The organism is Acetobacter cerevisiae, assembly GCF_001580535.1.
GTDB classification, from domain to species: Bacteria; Pseudomonadota; Alphaproteobacteria; order Acetobacterales; family Acetobacteraceae; genus Acetobacter; species Acetobacter cerevisiae.
In genome coordinates this window covers 186,428-205,693 of the sequence record NZ_LHZA01000157.1, presented here as the reverse complement: position 1 = coordinate 205,693, position 19,266 = coordinate 186,428, and the positions used below count along the sequence as shown (strand labels likewise).

General features: G+C 58.1%; 20 protein-coding genes and 1 tRNA gene. 6 read left to right on the top strand and 15 right to left on the bottom strand.

The window, feature by feature from the left end:
- The first annotated feature begins 162 nt into the window (after window positions 1–162).
- Both AD928_RS13800 and AD928_RS13795 read left to right on the top strand, forming a co-directional pair.
- Window positions 163–738, top strand: a complete 576-nt coding sequence (locus AD928_RS13800; RefSeq protein ID WP_062140169.1) for a DedA family protein — start codon at window positions 163–165, stop codon at window positions 736–738.
- The gene (locus AD928_RS13795; protein ID WP_062251095.1) at window positions 735–1,850 is read left to right on the top strand and encodes an ATP-grasp domain-containing protein; all 1,116 of its coding nucleotides are present in this window, start codon (window positions 735–737) and stop codon (window positions 1,848–1,850) included. Before AD928_RS13800 ends, AD928_RS13795 begins: the two co-directional genes overlap by 4 nt.
- Before the next feature lie 30 nt (window positions 1,851–1,880).
- On the opposite strand, the gene AD928_RS13790 is transcribed toward AD928_RS13795, so the two are convergent.
- Both AD928_RS13790 and AD928_RS13785 read right to left on the bottom strand, forming a co-directional pair.
- A complete protein-coding gene (locus tag AD928_RS13790) occupies window positions 1,881–3,410 on the bottom strand; it encodes an amino acid permease (protein WP_062251094.1) in 1,530 nt (509 codons plus the stop codon).
- A gap of 100 nt (window positions 3,411–3,510) precedes the next feature.
- The gene (locus AD928_RS13785) at window positions 3,511–4,359 is read right to left on the bottom strand and encodes an undecaprenyl-diphosphate phosphatase (RefSeq protein ID WP_062140163.1); all 849 of its coding nucleotides are present in this window, start codon (window positions 4,357–4,359) and stop codon (window positions 3,511–3,513) included.
- 129 nt (window positions 4,360–4,488) lie between these two features.
- Between AD928_RS13785 and AD928_RS13780 the strand changes: the two genes are divergently transcribed.
- Both AD928_RS13780 and AD928_RS13775 read left to right on the top strand, forming a co-directional pair.
- Window positions 4,489–4,947 carry an MlaD family protein gene (locus AD928_RS13780; protein ID WP_062140162.1) on the top strand — a complete coding sequence of 153 codons (459 nt, stop codon included), beginning with the start codon at window positions 4,489–4,491 and terminating at the stop codon, window positions 4,945–4,947.
- A gap of 89 nt (window positions 4,948–5,036) precedes the next feature.
- Window positions 5,037–5,111 (top strand) — tRNA-Met (locus AD928_RS13775).
- A 240-nt stretch (window positions 5,112–5,351) separates the two neighbouring features.
- Here the strand turns inward: AD928_RS13775 and AD928_RS13770 are convergent.
- Together AD928_RS13770 and prmC are read right to left on the bottom strand one after the other, a co-directional pair.
- Window positions 5,352–5,789, bottom strand: coding sequence for a DUF4167 domain-containing protein (locus AD928_RS13770; protein WP_062140160.1), 438 nt, complete (start codon window positions 5,787–5,789; stop codon window positions 5,352–5,354).
- Window positions 5,790–6,042: 253 nt separating this feature from the next.
- The gene (gene prmC, locus AD928_RS13765; RefSeq protein WP_062251093.1) at window positions 6,043–6,930 is read right to left on the bottom strand and encodes a peptide chain release factor N(5)-glutamine methyltransferase; all 888 of its coding nucleotides are present in this window, start codon (window positions 6,928–6,930) and stop codon (window positions 6,043–6,045) included.
- A 32-nt stretch (window positions 6,931–6,962) separates the two neighbouring features.
- Between prmC and AD928_RS13760 the strand changes: the two genes are divergently transcribed.
- Window positions 6,963–7,439, top strand: a complete 477-nt coding sequence (locus tag AD928_RS13760) for a hypothetical protein (RefSeq protein ID WP_062251092.1) — start codon at window positions 6,963–6,965, stop codon at window positions 7,437–7,439.
- A gap of 13 nt (window positions 7,440–7,452) precedes the next feature.
- Here the strand turns inward: AD928_RS13760 and prfA are convergent, their stop codons facing one another.
- The 6 genes from prfA to AD928_RS13730 all read right to left on the bottom strand — a co-directional run bounded on the left by prfA (window position 7,453) and on the right by AD928_RS13730 (window position 14,909).
- Window positions 7,453–8,511, bottom strand: coding sequence for a peptide chain release factor 1 (gene prfA / locus AD928_RS13755; protein WP_061504849.1), 1,059 nt, complete (start codon window positions 8,509–8,511; stop codon window positions 7,453–7,455).
- Window positions 8,508–9,779 (bottom strand): histidine--tRNA ligase, encoded by a 1,272-nt coding sequence (gene hisS, locus AD928_RS13750; RefSeq protein WP_156470208.1) that lies wholly within the window; start codon window positions 9,777–9,779, stop codon window positions 8,508–8,510. Before hisS ends, prfA begins: the two co-directional genes overlap by 4 nt.
- A 129-nt stretch (window positions 9,780–9,908) precedes the next feature.
- Window positions 9,909–11,069 carry a flavodoxin-dependent (E)-4-hydroxy-3-methylbut-2-enyl-diphosphate synthase gene (gene ispG, locus AD928_RS13745; protein ID WP_062140149.1) on the bottom strand — a complete coding sequence of 387 codons (1,161 nt, stop codon included), beginning with the start codon at window positions 11,067–11,069 and terminating at the stop codon, window positions 9,909–9,911.
- A gap of 130 nt (window positions 11,070–11,199) precedes the next feature.
- Window positions 11,200–12,585: a helix-turn-helix domain-containing protein gene (locus AD928_RS13740; protein ID WP_209436700.1), complete on the bottom strand. Its 1,386-nt coding sequence runs from the start codon at window positions 12,583–12,585 to the stop codon at window positions 11,200–11,202.
- The gene (locus AD928_RS13735; RefSeq protein ID WP_062251166.1) at window positions 12,578–13,663 is read right to left on the bottom strand and encodes an NAD(P)H-dependent flavin oxidoreductase; all 1,086 of its coding nucleotides are present in this window, start codon (window positions 13,661–13,663) and stop codon (window positions 12,578–12,580) included. The genes AD928_RS13740 and AD928_RS13735 overlap by 8 nt, the downstream gene beginning before the upstream one ends.
- Entirely contained in the window at window positions 13,656–14,909 is a 1,254-nt protein-coding gene (locus tag AD928_RS13730; RefSeq protein ID WP_062251090.1) for an aspartate kinase, read from the bottom strand. Before AD928_RS13730 ends, AD928_RS13735 begins: the two co-directional genes overlap by 8 nt.
- A gap of 120 nt (window positions 14,910–15,029) precedes the next feature.
- Here AD928_RS13730 and ubiG point away from each other — a divergent pair, with 120 nt between their 5' ends.
- Window positions 15,030–15,770 (top strand): bifunctional 2-polyprenyl-6-hydroxyphenol methylase/3-demethylubiquinol 3-O-methyltransferase UbiG, encoded by a 741-nt coding sequence (gene ubiG, locus AD928_RS13725; RefSeq protein ID WP_043552523.1) that lies wholly within the window; start codon window positions 15,030–15,032, stop codon window positions 15,768–15,770.
- Here the strand turns inward: ubiG and AD928_RS13720 are convergent.
- The 5 genes from AD928_RS13720 to AD928_RS13700 all read right to left on the bottom strand — a co-directional run bounded on the left by AD928_RS13720 (window position 15,757) and on the right by AD928_RS13700 (window position 19,220).
- Window positions 15,757–17,034, bottom strand: coding sequence for a lactonase family protein (locus AD928_RS13720; RefSeq protein ID WP_062251089.1), 1,278 nt, complete (start codon window positions 17,032–17,034; stop codon window positions 15,757–15,759). The genes ubiG and AD928_RS13720 overlap by 14 nt on opposite strands.
- Window positions 17,035–17,060: 26 nt before the next feature.
- Window positions 17,061–17,534 (bottom strand): DUF2147 domain-containing protein, encoded by a 474-nt coding sequence (locus AD928_RS13715; RefSeq protein WP_231866167.1) that lies wholly within the window; start codon window positions 17,532–17,534, stop codon window positions 17,061–17,063.
- Between the two features lie 95 nt (window positions 17,535–17,629).
- Complete coding sequence (locus AD928_RS13710) at window positions 17,630–18,097, bottom strand: DUF1178 family protein (RefSeq protein WP_062140139.1); 468 nt, start codon at window positions 18,095–18,097, stop codon at window positions 17,630–17,632.
- 16 nt (window positions 18,098–18,113) lie between these two features.
- Window positions 18,114–18,377 carry a glutaredoxin 3 gene (gene grxC, locus AD928_RS13705; protein ID WP_062251088.1) on the bottom strand — a complete coding sequence of 88 codons (264 nt, stop codon included), beginning with the start codon at window positions 18,375–18,377 and terminating at the stop codon, window positions 18,114–18,116.
- A 57-nt stretch (window positions 18,378–18,434) separates the two neighbouring features.
- Window positions 18,435–19,220: a ComF family protein gene (locus AD928_RS13700; RefSeq protein ID WP_062140446.1), complete on the bottom strand. Its 786-nt coding sequence runs from the start codon at window positions 19,218–19,220 to the stop codon at window positions 18,435–18,437.
- Window positions 19,221–19,266: the final 46 nt, after the last annotated feature.

The following is a 19,266-nucleotide window of genomic DNA, read 5'->3' as shown; positions in this document are numbered from 1 at the left end:
TCCCACATCTTGTCTGTCTCTCAGATACACCCATACGGCATGTTTCGCACTCCGTGCGCCTTTGTATCTGCTGTATTGCTTGACATTCGGGCGTGTGGAGACTCCTTCTCTCCCCGCATCCTGTGACACTCCCGCACTCCGACCTGTGGACCCTTTTTCTGTATGCCCGGATCTCTGGACCATTTTCTTGAGCTGACAACAACACAGCCGCTTTTTCAGGTTCTCATTGTCATCATCGCTACTTTTATTCTTGAAGATGCTGCCACAGTTCTTACCGCCATACAGGTCAAGCTCCATACACTGGCACCGGGCACAGCTTTAATCGCGCTTTATGTCGGAATTGTTGCAGGAGATGTCGGACTATACGGGCTGGGCTATCTGGCCGCGCGCTGGCCCCCTGCCCGCAGATGGATTGAAACCCCGGAGCGGGACGTGCAGCGGCAGTGGCTGACCCAAAAACTGTTCAAGGTGGTGTTTATCAGTCGCTTTGTGCCGGGCACCCGTCTGCCGCTCTATACGGCCTGCGGGTTTTTCAATGCAGGTCTGCGCACCTTCACTCTAGCCACCATTCTCGCCACCATGATCTGGACATCTGCCCTTTTTGCGCTATCGCTGCGCATCGGTGGGTTTCTGCTGGCCCATCTCGGAACCTGGCGCTGGGTCGGTATCTTCGGCTTTGTGCTGGTCATTATCATTATGGGTCGCATTGCCGCCCGCATTCAGAAGCAGGGAAAATGACCCAGCTGTCCACATCGTCTCAGCCTCATCAGGCTTCCACTCCATCAGGACAGGCCCGGAGCAAACCCAGCTCTCCACTGTCCAGCTTTGAGTTCTGGCCGGGCTGGGCGTTCTATACGCCCGTTGTCATTTACTGGATCCTGCTGGGTATCCGTTACGGAGACTTCAGCACCCCGACGGCCGCCAACCCGCGGATTGAAACCGGCGGCCTGTGCGGTGAGAGCAAAAGCGGCATTCTGGATATGGCGGGTAGCGTTGCCTCCCGCTGGATTGCGCCCTACACCACGCTCATCACCGGCACGGACGATACGAAGCGTGCACTGGCAGCCTTAGCAGACAAAGGGCTGAGTGTTCCTGTTGTGGTTAAACCCGACGTTGGCTGTAACGGCACCGGCGTAAAACTGGCCCGCACGGAAGCGGAACTGGCGGCGGCTCTGGCGGCCTTCCCACGCCGTATCAAACTCGTCCTCCAGCGGCTTATTCCCTACAAGCATGAAGCTGGCCTGTTCTACATCCGCCATCCGGATAGCCCACGCGGTGAGATTTCTTCTCTCACCTACAAAGATATCCCGGTGCTGGTCGGAGATGGCCGTTCCACGGTGCTGGACCTGCTCAAGCAGGACCCGCGCACCAGCCTGTTGCTGCATATCTACACCCCTCGCCTGCAAGCCCGCCTGAACGACGTGCTGGAGCAAGGGGAAACGCTCGACCTCGTTTTTGCCGGCAACCACTGCAAAGGCGCCATTTTCCATAATGGCGCTGCGGATATCACCCCGGCTCTGGTTAACCGGCTGGATGAGATCATGCAGGACATCCCCGACTTCCATTTTGGCCGGGTAGATGTGAAATTCGAGTCCGTTGAGGCGCTGAAACAGGGCGAAAAATTCGAGATTATCGAAATCAACGGCGTCGGCTCGGAAGCGACCCATATCTGGGATTCCAGCACGACCCTGCGTGAGGCCTATGCGGCCCAGTTCCACCATTACCGGGAAACATTCCGCATTGGCGCCAAGAAGAAAAAGGAAGGCTGGAAATCCAGCGGCCTGTGGCACGGTGTCCGCCTGTGGCGGCGGCAGAAGCGCCTGCTGGCTTCCTACCCCATGAACGACTAAGAGGCTGCTTTAAGCAGCCTCTCCACAGCTTTAGTCTGCCAGTTCCCGCCCAAGCCGGGAATGTTTACGACCATAAAACCGGTAACTGGCCCAGCCGATCCCGCAATAAACCGCCAGCAGAGTAGCGGGCACCGGGTCCCCTGAAAACAGCGCAAAAATCATATCGACAAATAGGGGCGCTGCCATGATCAGGCAGAACAGAATACCCAGTAGCGGCGCATAGCCAATCCAGATCCCCTTCACAATGAAGCCGCCTCCCGGCACACTGAACGTGCGCGGGAAGTCCGGGGCCGTATTGCGGATCCAGATCACCGTAAAACAGACAATCCCAAAGGCTGTGGCTGTGCCCAGACTGACAAGATCCCCAATGATATCAATCGGCAGCGTCGCGGTCGCAATGGCTACCACCACACCCAGCAGAATGGTACCGATCCACGGCGTGCAGTAACGCGGGTGCAGCTTGCAGAAAAGCGGCATCAGTAAGCCGTCTTCTGCCATGGCAAAAAAGATGCGGCTCTGCGCATACAGCAGCCCGAACAGCACTGAGCACAGACCAATCACCGCGCCGATTTTTACAAAAAACGCCAGCCATGGCTGATGCATGGCATTCACCGCTACCGCCAGCGGGTCCGCTACGTCCAGCAGCTTCCAGGGCACGACCCCAATCAGCACAGCCGCTACAATCATGTAGACCGCTGTGCAGATCAGCAGCGAGAGGATAATCCCGACCGGAATATCCCGCCGGGGATTCCGCGCTTCGGAAGAGGCTGTTGAAACCGCCTCAAACCCCACATAGGCAAAAAAGATAATAGACGCTGCCCGGAAGATCCCCGGAATACCGTAGCGGAAGCCGCCTTCATGCGGCGGGATAAAGGGCGTCCAGTAAGCGGGATGAATTTGCCAGAGGCCAACCCCTACAAAGACCGCCAGCACCCCAACCTTCAGGAAGACAATGGCAGTATTGATCCGCAGGGATTCCTTAACCCCCAAAATCAACAGGCCTGTCACCACAAGAATGGAAAAGGCTCCCACCAAATCCAGCTGACCGCCGCCGGAAATATGCCGACCGGCACTATCAAAGATGACCTGTAAGGTCGTGGTGGTGAGAGCATGCGGGATCTGGATACCAAAATCCTGAAGCAGACTGACAGCATAGCCGGAAAAGCCTGCCGCAACGCCAGCGCAGGAAATACCGTATTCCAGCAGCAGCAGCCACCCGACACCCCATGCGCAGGCCTCGCCCATGGACACGTAAGCATAGGTGTAAGCTGAGCCTGAAACCGGCATGGCCGATGCCAGCTCACCGTAAGACAGGGCGGTAAACAGACACGCCAGCCCTGCCACAATAAAGGAGAGCAGAATGGAAGGCCCGGCATAGTTGGCAGCCGCCGTACCGGTCATGACATAAATGCCAGCCCCGATGGTCGAACCAACCCCGAGCATGGTGAGCTGCACAGGTCCCAGCGTTCTCTTCAGCCGTTGAGCACCGTTTTCCTGCTCAATTCTCTCAAGTGATTTGCGACGAGACCGCCCTGTATCCGGGCAGGATGAAAACCCCATGAGAGCCTGTGTAACCTCCAACCAAAAACCGGGCCTGATCATCCAGCCCGGCTTGCCACTACAGTATTATCCTACGCCCGGCACAGCGTAGGTTATTCGTTCACGAAGAGAAATGAAAAATCACGGTCGCAATCGCGCCAGCCGCCATACAATAATAGGCAAATGGGGACAGCGCCCACCGATCATGGTCACGGAAATACCGCATCAGGAAAGCCGTGCTGGCCAGCGCAGTGATGCCGGACACGACAGCGGCGATCATCGCCAGATGCATCTGGGCCGGATCAAACGGCTCGGAGCGCAGCTTGAAAGCCTCACGCACCGTCGCAGCGATAATGACGGGCTCTGCCATCAGAAAAGAAAAGCGGGCTGCTGTATCATGCCGCAGGCCACGCAGCAGGCCACCGCAGATTGTCGCCCCTGAGCGGGAGAAACCGGGGAAGAATGCAATACACTGGAACAGGCCAATAATCACCGCATCTTTATAGGTCATATCCGCCACGGTGCGCACGTCTGTCCGTCCGGAAATACCGCGCAGTCTTTCCGCCAGAAGCAGCATGAAACCGTTCAGGAACAGGAAAATTGCGGCGGCAGAGGCGGAGCCGAACAGGCTGCGCAACATATGCTCAAACAGGCCGCCGATAATCACTGCCGGAATGGTCGCAACCACCAGAAGACTCAGGATATGCAGGCTCTGCATTTGCAAACTTTGCCCCGCCTGCCCCAGCGCCCCTTTGACCAGAGCGGCCCAGTCTTTCCAGAAAAAGATCAGCAATGCGACGGAGGTACCAAGATGCAGCATGACCAGAAACGGCAGGAACGCCGGAGCATGCTGGTCAAAAGACCAGTGCAGCAGCGCAGGCAGAATGACGGCATGCCCCAGACTACTGACTGGAAAAAGCTCCGTCGCGCCTTGCAGGAGCGCTATGATCATCGCCTGAATGAAAGACATCCGTAACAAACCCTGATTTGGCCGTATCAAAGAAGGAAGGTTGTCCTTGCACCATGTGCGTACGTGCTGCAAGCATTGATGGGCTCAGGCGCACCACGCCACGGCAGGATAAATGGAGAGATTACACTCATGATTGGACGTGGCCGCGCAGGCGCGAGCATTTTTAGCGGCGCAGTATTGGCTGGCACTCTGGCGTTTGCGCTCTATGCCCGCGCCACCCAGACAGCACCGGGGCAGGATCGGTATGACCTCTCCGCCCGCTTTGTCTCCGCCAATGGCCTGAACCGTGGTGCAGATGTAGATCTTGCCGGCGTGAATGTTGGCCGCGTTTCTTCCGTCGCGCTGGACCCGGTCTCCCAGATGGCCATTGTGCGCTTCCGCCTGAATTCGGAACTGAAACTGCCGGAAGACAGCACGCTGACAATCGGCAGCAGCACGCTCTCATCCGATAACGCTCTGATTATCGAACCAGGCAAATCTCACACCCCCGTCGCCCCCGGCACCATGATGACCCACACGATCGAGCCATCCAGCCTGGAGCAGCAGGTCAGCAATTATATCTTTGGCGGTGGAAATCTCGGCCAGTAAGACGAGGCTGCACATTTTTTGTAACAAATTCAGACTTCACGTCTTGACGGCCTCCCCCTCACGATAGTAGATCACCTCCACCGAACGATGGCGGCGTAGCTCAGCGGTAGAGCAGGGGAATCATAATCCCTTGGTCGGCGGTTCAAATCCGTCCGCCGCTACCATCTTTCCTTAAAAATCAGGCGTTTAGGCGCAGTAAGTTTTATACTTACCCGCGATATGCCAGACTGATTTTAAAGGGTTCGGTCTTTTCTTTTTTAAAAATAGCTGATCTGGCAACCACTGCACATTGCGCGCAGTCGCTGCCGTAATGCTGTTTCCACGCCGCAAAAACAGCATGGAACACATCACGCCCTGCCCTTCAGCCCATCATCAAAGCGGGCTGAAGCACATGGTCTTTTTTCTCAGTGCTCAGAAAATTCCGGCTGAGGCTCGGCTTCGCCGTGTGGCGGCTGAGCGTCATCACCATCCTGACGGCTGTCGTTGTTCTCGTCGCCTGCATTCATCTGCGGGCGGCTCTGACGCGCTGCCTGACGTTCCGCACGCTCCTGCTGGCTCTGCTGAGCAGCCTGCGCCATGGCGTTCATGATACGGAAATAATGTTCGGCATGCTGAAAATAGGCTTCAGCGGCAACACGGTCACCCGCGCCTGTCGCGTCGCGACCATGCTGGAGATATTTTTCAAAAAGCTGCTGGGCTGTCCCACGCACACGGACATCCGGTCCATGGCTGTCAAAAACATGGTTCCGGTTCATCGGGATCTGACCATTCAGATGCCGGGAAGTACCACCACTCCCACCGCTGGAGCGATGATTTCTGGTTCGCATCCGTTTTACATTCATGAGCTATCGCAGCACTTTCCTGTTCATGGCGTTCTGCATGAAGAAACAGTCCAAGACTATTGTGTTAAGACGCGTTTCCTGACTGAAGGCCGAATTGTCTTTCGGAACGGGCTTAGTCCAGCGCAGAGAAAACCGCTGCTGAGTAAAAAAGCCCCATGGCTTATCCGGGTAGCGGCTAAAAGAAGACCATCGCTACCAAAAGGATAAGCTTTCGGCATATTATCAATCAGCAGCCATAAAGCCAACCTGTTTTTTATGCGCTCATTTCACGACAGACCCGCAAAACTGCGGCTCTAGACACATCTCCAAAGTCGGAACGGATTTCCAGCACCTCAAGACCTGCCTCAGCCGCCACAGCCCGCAGGTCCTCCCCCTGCCCGATCCCGATTTCAAAAATCGCCACACCATCTGGCGCCAGCACATGGGGCATGCGGGCACAGAGCACCCGATAGGCTGCCATCCCGTCATCTCCGCCATCCAGCGCGGCCAGAGGCTCATGCAGACGCACTTCCGGCATCAGTTCCGCCAGATCAGCTGTAGGGATATAGGGCGGGTTGCTCAGCACCACGTCAAAGCGCTGCCCCTCCAAGGCGTTGTCCCAGACCCCGGCCATGAAAAGAGCTCTGTCCGCCAGACCGCAGCGCCGGGCATTCCCCTGCGCCAGCACGGCCGCATCCGGGTTGATATCCACCCCAATTCCCCAGGAGTGCGGATATTCCGCCAGTGCGGCCAGCAACAGGCAACCAGTGCCCGTTCCCAGATCCAGCATGGCTTTCGGGCTTTGTGTCTCCGGGCAATAATCCAGCAGGCAGGACAGCAGCGTTTCACTATCGCCACGCGGTACCAGAGTGGCGGGGGAAACCGCCAGATCCAGCGTCCAGAAGCCTTTGCTACCGGTAATAAAGGCCATAGGCTCCCGCGCCGCCCGTCGTGCCAGATACGCAAGAAAGGGCTGTTCCGGCACCAGATCACGCGGGGAACGAGAAAGCATTTGTTCCGGCGTGAGCCCCAGAGCATAGGTCAGCAACAGTCGGGCTTCACGCCGGGGCGACTCAATTCCGGCTTTGGCCAACTGCTGCGTGCCCAGAGCGAGCAGTTGCTCCAGAGTCTGGCCGGTCTGGTTGTTTTCTGCTCTAGTCACAAGATTACTTTCCTGTCAGCGATTCGGGTTCCATGACGCGTTTTTTCAGCATTCTCCCCATCTCCCGCACGGCCTTAACGGTTTGTGCCGCTCTTGTCACAGAGCCACTTGCCGCAGCCCCTGCGCTGGCTGGCGAATTCACCGTGACGGATGGCAAGGCCAGTGCTGAAATCTCGGAAGTCTCCCGCATTTATATTGATGGCACACTCGCAGCCACCATCCGGCTAAATGACCAGATCCCGGAAAAAACCATTCGGGTGACAACGCCCGCAGGCCGCCTTGAGCACACCTATACCCTGTGTGGTGAAATTACGATCCGCACGCCGGAATGCCGTGTGGAAACACATGAGGTGAATAGCGACGGCACGCTGCATAACCCTGACCACCATCATTTCTACGCTTTAGGGTCAGATAACTTTACCGAGTTTTTCCTGCAGGACCCGGATGATCTGGACGCGGCGGAACATCACCCCGGCCAGTCCAATGTCTGCGCAACGCCGGTCAGCTGAAAGACTGGAAGCCTTACAGCCCTTCAGCGGCCAGCAGAGCCGCCTGCTCCTCTTGCGTCAGCGCATCCACAAAGTCATCAATCTCACCCAGCATGATGCGATCAATTTTGTAGAGGGTGAGGTTCACGCGATGGTCCGTCACCCGCCCCTGCGGGAAATTGTAAGTGCGAATACGCTCTGATCGGTCGCCCGTGCCAACCTGAGAGCGCCTGTCTGCTGCTCGGGATTCATGCGCCTGCGCACGCTCCCGCTCGTATAGCCGTGCCCGCAGGATCTTCATGGCCTTAGCCTTGTTCTTATGCTGGCTTTTTTCTTCCTGCATGGCCACCACAATGCCGCTGGGCATATGGGTGATACGCACCGCACTTTCCGTTTTGTTCACGTGCTGCCCACCAGCACCAGAGGCGCGATAGACATCAATGCGCAAATCGGTTTCATCAATGGTGACATCCACCTCTTCCGCTTCCGGCAGCACAGCCACCGTCACGGTTGAGGTATGGATACGACCCTGACTTTCCGTAGCGGGCACACGCTGCACCCGATGCACGCCGGATTCATATTTCAGGCGCGCGAACACGCCTTTGCCGGTAATTTCTGCAATGCCGCAGCGCAGGCCGCCAAGCTCGCTTTCATCATAATCCATGACGGAAAAGCGCCAGCCCCGAAGGTCCGCATACCGGCGATAGAGATCGAACAGTTCTGAGGCAAATAAAGCGGCCTCATCACCCCCCGCCGCAGGACGGACTTCCAGAATGGCGCTGCGCTCATCCGCCGCATCACGCGGCAGCATGGCCAGACGGACATCCTGCCGCAGTTGCGGGAGCGTTTCATGCAGTTCGGAGAGCTCGGCTTCGGCCAGTTCCTTCATTTCAGGATCAGCCAGCAGGGCTTCCGCCTGACGGGCTTCCTGCTCCGCCGCCCGCAGGGCGTTAATGCGGGAGACGACGGGTTCTATTTCCCCGTACTCCCGTGAGGCCTGTGTAAAGGCCTCACCGCTCACACCGCTTGCCAGCAGGGCTTCAAGCTCCAGCGCCCGGCCAACAATTCTGTCCAGCCGTTCGTCTAAAGTCATTGCGCGGCAGACTCACCTGCTTTGGCAAACACGCTGGCAGCGTTGGAAAACAGCGTGTCGCGCGAGACTTCTGCTTCTTCGCCCGTTTCCATGTTTTTCACACGGAAGCTGCCCCGCGCCAGCTCGTCATCACCCAGGAACAGCACGTGGCTGGCGTTCTGCTTGCCAGCCCGCTCCATCCGCTTACGCAGGGAGCCACGATAGCCGATTTCTACCCGCACGCCCTGCTGACGCAGCGTTTGCAGGATGCTCAGCACAGCCCCTTCATCCGGCGATCCAACCGGTACAATCACCACAGAACGCGGTGCAGCAGGCGCCTCCTCAAGCAGCATGGCAAGGCGCTCTACCCCGGCAGCCCACCCGATAGACGGCACTTCCGGGCCACCCATCTGCTGCACAAGCCCGTCATAACGCCCACCAGCCAGCACCGTGCCCTGAGAGCCAAGGCGACGGGTGACGAACTCAAACGTCGTGTGGTTGTAGTAATCCAGCCCGCGCACAATGCTCGGGTTGACCTTGTAGGCGATCCCGAACCCGTCCAACGTACGCCGCAGGCCATCCCAGAACGCGCGCGCTTCCGGTGTCAGGAATTCTTCCATCATCGGCGCATCGGCTACCAGAACGCGATCCCCGGCGTTCTTGCTGTCCAGAATACGCAGCGGGTTCTTTTCCAGACGATTCAGGCTGTCTTCGGAAAGCTTGTCTTTATGGCCGGAGAAATACGCCACCAGCGCCGCCCGCCAGGCGTCACGGCTGGCTGTATCGCCTAGTGTGTTCAGTTCCAGCGTCACGTCATCCGCAACGCCAAGTGCTGTCAGGAGCTGATGCGCCAGAGCAATGGCTTCTGCATCAGCCAGCGGCTCCGCTGCGCCAAGAAGCTCCGCACCAATCTGGTGAAACTGGCGATACCGGCCTTTCTGCGGGCGCTCATACCGGAACATCGGCCCGGCATAAAAAACCTTCTGCGGCAGAGACTGGGTCAGGCCATTGGTCACCAGTGCGCGGCAGATCGCTGCCGTCCCTTCCGGCCGGAGGGTCAGGCTTTCCCCGTCGCGGTCATTGAAGGAATACATTTCCTTGGAAACCACGTCCGACGTATCGCCCAGAGAGCGGGAGAACACGCGGGTTTCCTCAAAGATCGGGGTCGCCCATTCATCAAACCCGTAAAGGCCAGCAATATGGCGGGCGACAGACACCACATGGGCGTGTCGGCGCTGCTGCTCCCCAATAAGGTCGTGCGTTCCTCTAACGGGCTGAATGCTGCTCACGAATGACTCCCGACCTGACATCCGCGCGGTTCAGACCGCCGGAGATCGTGTCCTGATCTGTAATAAAAAAGGAAAAATCTCTCGGGGGCGTGGCAGGCAGAAAGCCCGCGCACGCACCTGTCCGAGACCTTATTTGGCGGAAGACATTTCCGGCAGTTCCGGCACTACGCCTTCAGCCTTTTCCTTAGCTTCTTCTGCCTGAATGGCCGCCACGCGGGCTTCCACCAGTTCCACAACATGCTCAATCATGTCGCCACCCGGCACGGTATGGTCCTGCTTGCCAGCGGAATAGACCATGTGGCGGCCAGAGCCACCGCCGGTCACGCCGAGGTCAGTCATCAGCGCTTCACCCGGTCCATTCACCACGCACCCGATGATGGAAAGGGTCAGCGGGGTTTTGATGTGGGCCAGACGATCTTCCAGCGTCTGCACCGTCTCAACCACGTTGAAGCCCTGACGCGCACAGGACGGGCAGGAAATGATTTTCACGCCACGATGACGCAGACCGAGGGATTTCAGAATATCCCAGCCTACCAGCACTTCTTCTTCAGGTGCTGCGGAGAGAGACACACGCATGGTGTCACCCACACCGGCCCACAGCAGATTGCCCAGACCGATAGAAGACTTCACGGTGCCAGCACGTTTGCTGCCCGCTTCCGTAATGCCGATATGGAGCGGATAGTCACAGGCATCAGCCAGCTGCTGATAGGCTGCAACGGCCATGAACACGTCAGAAGCCTTCACGCTGATCTTGAATTCACGGAAGTCATGATCTTCCAGAATTTTGGCGTGTTCCAGAGCGCTTTCCACCAGCGCTTCGGGGTTCGGCTCACCATATTTTTCCAGCAGGTGCTTTTCCAGAGAGCCGGCATTCACACCAATACGGATGGAACAGCCATAGTCTTTGGCGGCCTGCACGACTTCACGCACGCGGTCGGGGCTGCCGATATTGCCGGGGTTAATGCGCAGGCAGGCAGCACCGGCTTTGGCGGCTTCAATCGCACGTTTGTAGTGGAAGTGAATATCGGCCACGATGGGCACATTCACTTCGCGCACGATTTCTTCCAGCGCCTTGGTGCTGTCTTCATCCGGGCAGGACACACGCACAATATCCACGCCAGCCAGTTCTGCACGGCGGATCTGTTCGATCGTAGCCTGCGCATCGCTGGTCAGGGTGTTGGTCATGGTCTGGACGGAAATCGGCGCATCCCCACCGACGGCAACTTTGCCGACATGGATTTTCCGTGATTTCCGACGCTCGATATGCTGGTAAGGCCGGTAGCCACTCATGTTACATCCTTTTGTCGCGACGACAGTTGTCAGGCAAACCGCGTTCCGTCACGCGCCTGCCTATTACGTTTGATGCCTTCCTGCCAAAATCAATGCGCGTTGGCTACATGAAAGCACGAAAAACAGTCCTTCAGTGCCCGCTTATCCCCTGAAGCTGACGAGCATTCAGATCATCCGCACTGGGTTCAGGCTTTTCTACAGGGCGATGCCGAGGCCGGGGTTTGGGCGGCTCTTGTGGCGGTGCATCCGCAACTGGCGGGGGTGACAGCGGCTGTCCATCCGCCCCGACAGCCGGTGCAGGACCCTCACCGCTCACTCCGGCAGGCCTCCTGCTCTCTGGCACGGCAGGCACACCGTTACCCATTTGTGCCGCGGGGCTTACGCTCGGGCTCGGGCCAGACACACCAGCTGACGACGCAGACTGTGCAGCGGCCAGAGAGCCGTCTTTTACAGCCTCAGGCGTCAGCACCAATTTTCTGCGCACGGACCCGTTCCGCCCCAGCGGCTGCGTCGTCACGGTCCCTGAGCTCAGCACAATACCGCCAGCATTGCCTACAGTGAGGCTATACGGGCCGCCTTCTGCGGGCACGGTCCACTGATCATCCACCTGCATGATGTGATCGTACGCAACCTTGCCGCTGGCGTCCTTCACCTGCACCCAACTGGGAGCAATGGCCTTGAGGACAACCTGATTATCCGGCAGAGCTGCGGGAGCAATGGTGCCCGGCTGATCTGACACAGGTTGCGTGCCCCCTGCCGCCCCACTGTTTCCGGTAGCAGTCTCTCCGGTTACGGCAGCAACCGCCCCGGCATCAGGCGTCGCTTCACCCTGCGTCGCAGGAAATGACGGCTTTGAGAAATCCGGATTGCCGTTCTGATCCAGAGACGGCTGGCTGCCAGCCTGCGCCTGAGGAACACTGGCACCATTTACCCCGGAAGAAGCCTGATCCTCTGGCCTGCGAGATGGCACGGCACCCGGCCCCGGCAGAATGGAGGCAACCTGCGGAGACGGCGCGTTATTGGTCTGTGCACCGGGAATAATGGTGGCAACCGGCGGTACATGCTCTGGCAAGGGCGGAGCATGCCCGATGAAGTGATACCACCCGATATAACTTGCAAGGATAACAGCAAGCCCCAGAGAAACGCTGACACCGGGCGGGATACGCCTGTCAGGCGGCGGTGCGGGGAAGGTCAGGTCAGGCTTTCGGCCACCCCCTTTCCCTTCCCGCTTGTAACGCACGACCAGAGCTGAAGCATCAAACCCTAAAGCGGCCCCATAGGTACGTAAAAAGCCAAGCGCATAGGCTTCAGCCGGGAAAACACCAGCCCGCCCGCTTTCCAGCGCTTCCAGATAAGATTCACGGATCCGCAGCCACGCTGCAACATCCGGCAAAGACCATCCAAGCTGTTCCCGCCGCGTACGCAACGCCGCCCCCACCCCGAGGCTTTCAACATCAGGCAATGGGGGGGAGAAAGCAGGAAGTTCCTGCTCTGGAACAGAACCGGATTCAGCCATTACAATCCATGCGCCGCTGCTGGCGGACGAGCGCCACAACAGCCTGCTCAACAAGGTCAGAGATAATTTCAGCCACGGGCTGAACGGCCTTTACCATACCCACAGACTGCCCGGCCATGACAGATCCGTTTTCAACATCACCATCAATCACAGCACGGCGCAACGCACCAGCCCAGAAATGTTCGATATCAAGCTGAGCTTCCTCACGCGTCAGTTCACCGCTCTGAAAGCGGTTGATGACGTCTGCCTGATGCGCAAGGAAGCGGCGGCTCCCTTCATTCACGAGGCCGCGCACCGGGATAACCGGAAAGCGCTCGTCCAGCTGCACAGACGTAATGGCGTCACGCGCATTGGAACGCACAAAGGCTTTCTTGAATTTCTCATGCGCAATGCTTTCTGCCGCAGCGGCAAAACGCGTGCCCAGCTGGCCACCGGATGCCCCCTGCTCCAGATAGGACACAAGCGCATCCCCACGGCCCAGACCGCCAGCCACAAACACCGGAACCTGGTCGATATGCGGCAGGATTTCCTGCGCCAGCACGGTCAGAGAAACAGGGCCGACATGGCCGCCTGCTTCTGCGCCTTCAATCACCAGCGCATCAACACCCATTTTAATCAGACGTTTGGCCAGAACCAGTGCCGGAGCAAAGGCCACAACCTTTGCACCACCTTCCTTCGCCGCCTTAATGGCAGCACCCGGCGGAATGCCCCCGGCCAGAACGATATGGCCCACGCCAGCGTTCAGGCAGACCTGCACCAGCTCATCCAGCTGCGGATGCATGGTGATGAGGTTCACGCCAAACGGGCGATCCGTCATCGCACGGGTGGCGGCAATTTCTTCCGCCAGCCGTTCGGGCTGCATCGCACCGCAGGCAATCACGCCAAACCCGCCTGCGTTGGAAATGGCTGAAACCAGATTCCGCTCACTCACCCAGGACATCGCACCGCCAAGAATGGCGTAGTCCGTGCCGAGAAACTCCGTGCCGCGCCGACACAAATGGTCAAAGCGCTTCCGGGCGCGGGCTTTTTCAGCCTCGGTCGGCGGGGCGTTCAGGTCGAGAGCGAGCATGTCAGACATTGTCCAGTCCATAGGCTGTGTGCAGGGCGCGCACGGCCAGCTCTGCATATTCGGCAGACAGCAGGACGGACACCTTGATCTCGCTGGTAGAGATCACCTGAATATTGATAGACCGTTCAGACAGCGTGCGGAACATGGTGGCAGCTACGCCAGCATGCGAGCGCATGCCTGTGCCGACAACGCTGATTTTCACCACATCATCGTCTGTTGCCAGCTCTTCATACTGCACGGCATCCCGCACAGATTCCAGCGTGCTGATAGCACGCGGCAGATCGGTCTTGCTGGTGGTGAATGTCATGTTCGTTGTGCCATCAGCACCCGTGCTCTGCACAATCATGTCCACATTCACGTTGGCTTCGCTCAGCGGGCCGAAAATGGCCGCGGCAATACCCGGACGATCAGGAATACGCCTGACCGACAGCTTTGCTTCATCACGGGAATACGCAATGCCGGTTACCAGTTTCTTTTCCACGATTTCGTCCTCATCCACCACAAGAGAGCCGGGCAGTTTACCTTCAACCATCGCCGGGCCATCCACAAAGCTTGAAAGCACCTGAACACGCACCTGCTCACGCATGGCAAGCCCCACGCTGCGCGTCTGCAGAACCTTGGCCCCTACCGAGGCGAGTTCCAGCATTTCTTCATAGGTGATTTTTTCAAGCTTACGGGCTTTGGCCACAATGCGCGGGTCTGTCGTGTAAATCCCGTCCACATCGGTATAAATATCACATCGGTCCGCCTTGATGGCAGCAGCCAGAGCCACAGCGGACGTATCGGACCCACCGCGCCCCAGCGTCGTCACGCGCCCATCAGGCCCCACGCCCTGAAAGCCTGCGACAACCGGCACCATGCCTTCGGCCATGCAGCCCAGCAGGCGCTCACCATCAATCGTGTCCAGACTGGCTTTGCCATGTGCCGAGTCGGTGCGGATAGGCACCTGCCAGCCAGCAAAGGAGCGTGAGGGCACGCCCAGCTTTTGCAGTGCAATGGCCAGCAGGCCGCTTGTCACCTGCTCACCTGTTGCCACAATGGAATCATATTCCCGGGCATCATGCAGGTCAGACAGGTTCTGACAGTAGCCGACAAGCTTGTTGGTTTCCCCGGCCATGGCCGAGACAACCACCAGCACATCACAGCCGGCTTCCTTTTGTTTTTTGACACGCTCGGCCACGGCCTTAATGCGCTCAAGATCCCCCACGGATGTTCCACCGAACTTCATGACGATCCGAGGGACGGAACCGGGCATAATTTTTTTCTCCACCAGACGGGCTGCAAATGGTTGCGAAGCTTCACAAGGCGCGTCACATACCCTTCCCGGCCCCCTCTCGTCCAGCGGGGGAGATCAGCAGGAAAGGAATTTTGTTCCATGCATCCCTCCAGCCGAGACGCTGCCTCTTCCGTTTCTCCTGAGGAAATCGCCCGCTTCAGCGCACTGGCCAGCCAGTGGTGGGACCCGACCGGCCCCATGAGGCCACTGCACGCCATGAACGCCCTGCGCATTAGCTGGGCCTGCCGCCACTTCCCTATGCGGGGCCGCACCACGCGCCATGTGCGGGTGCTGGATATTGGTTGCGGCGCGGGTCTTGCCAGTGAGGCTCTGGCCAAAGCCGGCCACGATGTTCTGGGGCTGGATGCCTCGGCAGACGGCATTGCCGCCGCCCGTGCGCATCTGGAAGCCCACCCCCTACCAGAAGGCTCCGGCACGCTGGACTACCGGGTTGGCAGTGCGGAAGAACTGGTGGAAGAAAAGGCGAAATTTGACGCCGTCGTCGCCTTAGAAATCATCGAGCATGTCACTGATCCTGAAGCATTTATGAAGATGCTGTCTGATCTGGTTGAGCCGGGTGGGATTGTGATTGTTTCCACCATGAACCGGACCCTGCGCTCTCTGGCGGTGGGCAAAATCGGCGCGGAATATGTGCTGCGTTTGCTGCCTATCGGCACGCATGAATGGCGCAAATTTCTTACCCCGGCAGAGCTGGGGCGTTTTGGCCGGGAGGCCGACCTGCGCATTCAGGCTCTTGCCGGCATGTCCCCCTCTCTTTCCGGGTGGAAAGAGAGCCGGGACCTGAGCGTGAATTACATCGCAGCCTTCAGGAAGGGCTGACGTCCGTCGGGTCTGCTGCGATTGTCATAAACTCAAAACATGTGGGGCTTCCAACTGGTGTGAAGTCCCACGTGAAGCTGATCTTGCCGGTTGTCTTATCCACGCGGAATGACGTGATGGAATCACTCCTCTGGTTTGCAACATACAAATAGCTGCCAGACGGATCGAACATCAGAGACCGGCCATAATCGGCGTGGGTCCAGATTTCATCGACCAGAGTCAGGCTGCCATCTTTGGACACCTGAAAGACTGCCAGCGAATCCCCCAGACGATTTGAAACATACAAAAAGCGCTCATCCGGGGAGAGCAGAATACCAGCCGCCAGTGTGCTACCCCGAAAGTGGGCTGTGACAGAACTGACAGTCTGCTGCGGGGAAATTTTGCCCGTTTGCGGGTCAAAATCCGCCACCACCACCTTGGAATCCTGCTCACACAGCAGATAAATCTTCTTACCTTCAGAGCCAAAGACATAGTGGCGTGGTGCGGAACCGGGAGTCATGGTCGTAAAGGGAACGGCAGCGGGAGAAAGCTTGCCAGTCTCCAGATTGATGGTCCAGACGTACACACGGTCCAGCCCGGCATCCATAACCAGCACGAATTTGCCGCTCGGATCGGTCTTGATCATGTGCGGATGCGCGGAGGAATGGTCGCTCACGGCAAAGTTACCGGGTGGGTTATCGGCAGCGCGGTCGGGCATCCGGGGACCGGAATTATGGATAAGGTCCGTCATGCGCCCCAGAGACCCATCAGCCAGCACATGCAGAATGCCAATGGTGCCACCGGTGTAATTCGCCACCATGACAAACCGGCCTGAGGGATGAACGCTCAGATGGGCAGGATCAGCCCCACCAGAGGCAACCGTATTCAGCTTTTTCAGCCCACCCGTTTCCTGATCAACCAGAAAAGCCGTTACGGACCCGCTGTGCGAGGTGTCAAAGTCATTAATCTCGCTCAGCGCATACAGAAAACGCCGGTCGGGTGAGAGCGTGATGTAAGAAGGGCTGGCGATATCAGTAAAGGTTGTCAGGTTAGTCAGCGCACCCGTTTTCTGATTCATCTCGAAAACGCTGATGCCTTCTCCATTCCCACCGGGCGGCCCGTGCTTCGTGTAGCCGCCAATGTAACAGATGGTCCGCCGGGTTGGTTTTTCATCCTGCGAAGGCGCTTTTGCTGTATCATCCGCCGCCTTCGCAGGCAGGGCGACAGTCAAAGCACCCGCAAAACTACCCAGACCAAAAATACGTCGGGAAAAGGAGTGTGTCATACTGTTATCGCCTTATTATTTTTATTTCAGGGCATTTTGCAAACTGGCCCCAGTGTCCCCTCATACCGCGTCCAGGTCTGTGTTTCACCAAAAAGTGGCAGGCCTATATAGCCGCGCAACTTCAGAACATCTTTCTGAGGAGACCAGATCTGAGCCTGATAGACATGCCCGCTATCCGGATCGAGGATCTTGCCGTTCCAGCGCTTTTTATCGTCGGACGACTGACGGAAGTCCGTCAGCATCTGAAGGCCACATTCGGACTGCCCCTTATGGTCTTTGGGCACATCGTCACCCTGATAGCTCAGCCCGACGAGCTGACCGCAGACGGTATCGCCACACATCCCAATTTTAAAAACGCCGTCATGCCCCTGGCTGAGCCAGTAGCCCATAAAGACGCTTTCCGGCGCTTCAGCTGCCTGCGCATAAGCTGGCGCTATCACTGCGGCACAGAGCAGAAACGAGCTGAGAAACGCCGTCATCCACGCGTTTTTGAGAATCACGCTGCTCTTCTCCCTTTTCAGACACGCCAGCAGAAGGGCGGTACGGGCTGGAACCAGCTGGTGGTCATGCCACGTTACAGCCAGCCCTTCAACATTCAGCCATCAGCACGGCGCACCCATGGAATACTCAAAACATCCACGCCTTCGTCCGCCAGCATGGAACGATCCTCTTCCGAGGCCTGACCGTAGATCCCGCGTTCCGGGGCTTCCTTGTGGTGCATCCGCAAGGCTTCCTCAGCAAAGCGATCTCCCACATTTTCACACCCGGTTTCCACGGCCTGCCTGATTTTCTGAAAGGCTGCGACCATCTGGTCGGGCAAAACTGCACTGGCAGCCTTTTCCGTAGCACCTTCAACCGAGCTCTCAGGACTCTGACGAGGGGCGGGGCTGTCTGAGCATTTTTTGGAAATGGCGGGGGCCATCAGCGCCTGCTGCACGTCCGCGTGGCCGCATTCAGGGCAGGACAGAAAGCCACCAGCCTGTAACTGCGCAAAAGTTGCGCTGTCACGGTACCAGCCTTCAAATTCATGCCCGGCAGCACAGCGCAAACGGTAGCAGATCATTCCTCGCCTTCCCGGATCAGTCCGCCAGCCCAAGAGCGGCGTTCAGCTGCCCCTGCCGTTCCAGACGCATCAGATCATCACAGCCCCCCAGAGGCCGCCCATCCACAAATGTCTGTGGCACAGTGGAGCTGCCGCCTGAGCGCTCATATGCCTGTTCCCGTTCCGGCGTGCCTGGGGGAGCATTAATTTCCTTGAACGACACATTCTTGCTCTCAAGAAGCCGCACAGCGCGCACGCAATATGGGCAACCGGGCTGCGTATAAATTTCTATTGCTGGCATCCTGCCGTTTTCCTCATTTTTATAGGGCAGCCAAATCCGGCATGCCTACACTTCTCTTCACATAGTCGTTTCCATGACTGGAAAATCAAGATCAACTTCTTTTTGCGCAGGCACCCGCCCCGCCACCAGCAGGCTAACCGAGGCCGCACCGGCATCCAGCAAGACCTGCGTGCAGACCGTTGCTGTTGCCCCAGTCGTCAGCACATCATCCACTAACACTACGGATCGTCCTGCAAACTCTGAAAGGCGTCCCCCATGCACGGCTATGGCATCCACCATTTCAGCCTTTCGCTCCTGCGGCGAAAAGCTTGCCAGACGTGACGTTGCTTTTCTGCGCACCAGAGCATCTGGCACACAGCGCAATCCGGTTCTTCGCGCCAGCGCCCAGGCAAGAATCGCAGCCTGATTGTAACGCCGCCCTATCAGGCGCCAGCGATGCACCGGCACAGGCACCAGCACGGCGTCCGAGACCAAAAGATCCTGTCCGGCCTGCACCATACGGTTTGCCAGAAAGCGGGCATTTTCGAGCCGGTCCGCATATTTCAGTTGCAGGATCAGGTCCCGACTTGCCTGATCATATAAAAATGCCGCACGAGCATGCGCCCAGAGCGGATGATGGCGTTCACAGGCCGGACATAACCCATCTACCCCAATATAAGCCTGAGCAGTTTGTGGCGTGGCACACGCATCACAACAGGGGGCCACAACAGGATGCAGTCGCCCGAAACAGTCTGTGCAGACCAGTCCTGCCTGCGCGACATCCGCATTGCATAACAGGCACGTGGGCGGGAACAGCACGTCCAGCGCTGCCGTCCCTATTTTCCGGGCATATTTCCCCACCATCACAAAGCCTCGTGCAGCATATGTTTTGGCCACGCCTCCCCTTGGC

Bases quoted from the DNA above. Each gene is read 5' to 3' on its own strand.
- AD928_RS13760 (WP_062251092.1), top strand. From the start codon at position 6,963: ATGACGCGTTTTTTCAGCATTCTCCCCATCTCCCGCACGGCCTTAACG.
- AD928_RS13770 (WP_062140160.1), bottom strand. From the start codon at position 5,789: ATGAATGTAAAACGGATGCGAACCAGAAATCATCGCTCCAGCGGTGGG.
- AD928_RS13795 (WP_062251095.1), top strand. From the start codon at position 735: ATGACCCAGCTGTCCACATCGTCTCAGCCTCATCAGGCTTCCACTCCA.
- AD928_RS13735 (WP_062251166.1), bottom strand. From the start codon at position 13,663: ATGTCTGACATGCTCGCTCTCGACCTGAACGCCCCGCCGACCGAGGCT.
- AD928_RS13740 (WP_209436700.1), bottom strand. From the start codon at position 12,585: ATGGCTGAATCCGGTTCTGTTCCAGAGCAGGAACTTCCTGCTTTCTCC.
- AD928_RS13785 (WP_062140163.1), bottom strand. From the start codon at position 4,359: ATGTCTTTCATTCAGGCGATGATCATAGCGCTCCTGCAAGGCGCGACG.
- ispG (WP_062140149.1), bottom strand. From the start codon at position 11,069: ATGAGTGGCTACCGGCCTTACCAGCATATCGAGCGTCGGAAATCACGG.
- AD928_RS13800 (WP_062140169.1), top strand. From the start codon at position 163: ATGCCCGGATCTCTGGACCATTTTCTTGAGCTGACAACAACACAGCCG.
- AD928_RS13710 (WP_062140139.1), bottom strand. From the start codon at position 18,097: ATGATCTGCTACCGTTTGCGCTGTGCTGCCGGGCATGAATTTGAAGGC.
- prfA (WP_061504849.1), bottom strand. From the start codon at position 8,511: ATGACTTTAGACGAACGGCTGGACAGAATTGTTGGCCGGGCGCTGGAG.
- AD928_RS13700 (WP_062140446.1), bottom strand. From the start codon at position 19,220: ATGGTGGGGAAATATGCCCGGAAAATAGGGACGGCAGCGCTGGACGTG.
- AD928_RS13790 (WP_062251094.1), bottom strand. From the start codon at position 3,410: ATGGGGTTTTCATCCTGCCCGGATACAGGGCGGTCTCGTCGCAAATCA.
- ubiG (WP_043552523.1), top strand. From the start codon at position 15,030: ATGCATCCCTCCAGCCGAGACGCTGCCTCTTCCGTTTCTCCTGAGGAA.
- AD928_RS13730 (WP_062251090.1), bottom strand. From the start codon at position 14,909: ATGCCCGGTTCCGTCCCTCGGATCGTCATGAAGTTCGGTGGAACATCC.
- AD928_RS13720 (WP_062251089.1), bottom strand. From the start codon at position 17,034: ATGACACACTCCTTTTCCCGACGTATTTTTGGTCTGGGTAGTTTTGCG.
- AD928_RS13780 (WP_062140162.1), top strand. From the start codon at position 4,489: ATGATTGGACGTGGCCGCGCAGGCGCGAGCATTTTTAGCGGCGCAGTA.
- grxC (WP_062251088.1), bottom strand. From the start codon at position 18,377: ATGCCAGCAATAGAAATTTATACGCAGCCCGGTTGCCCATATTGCGTG.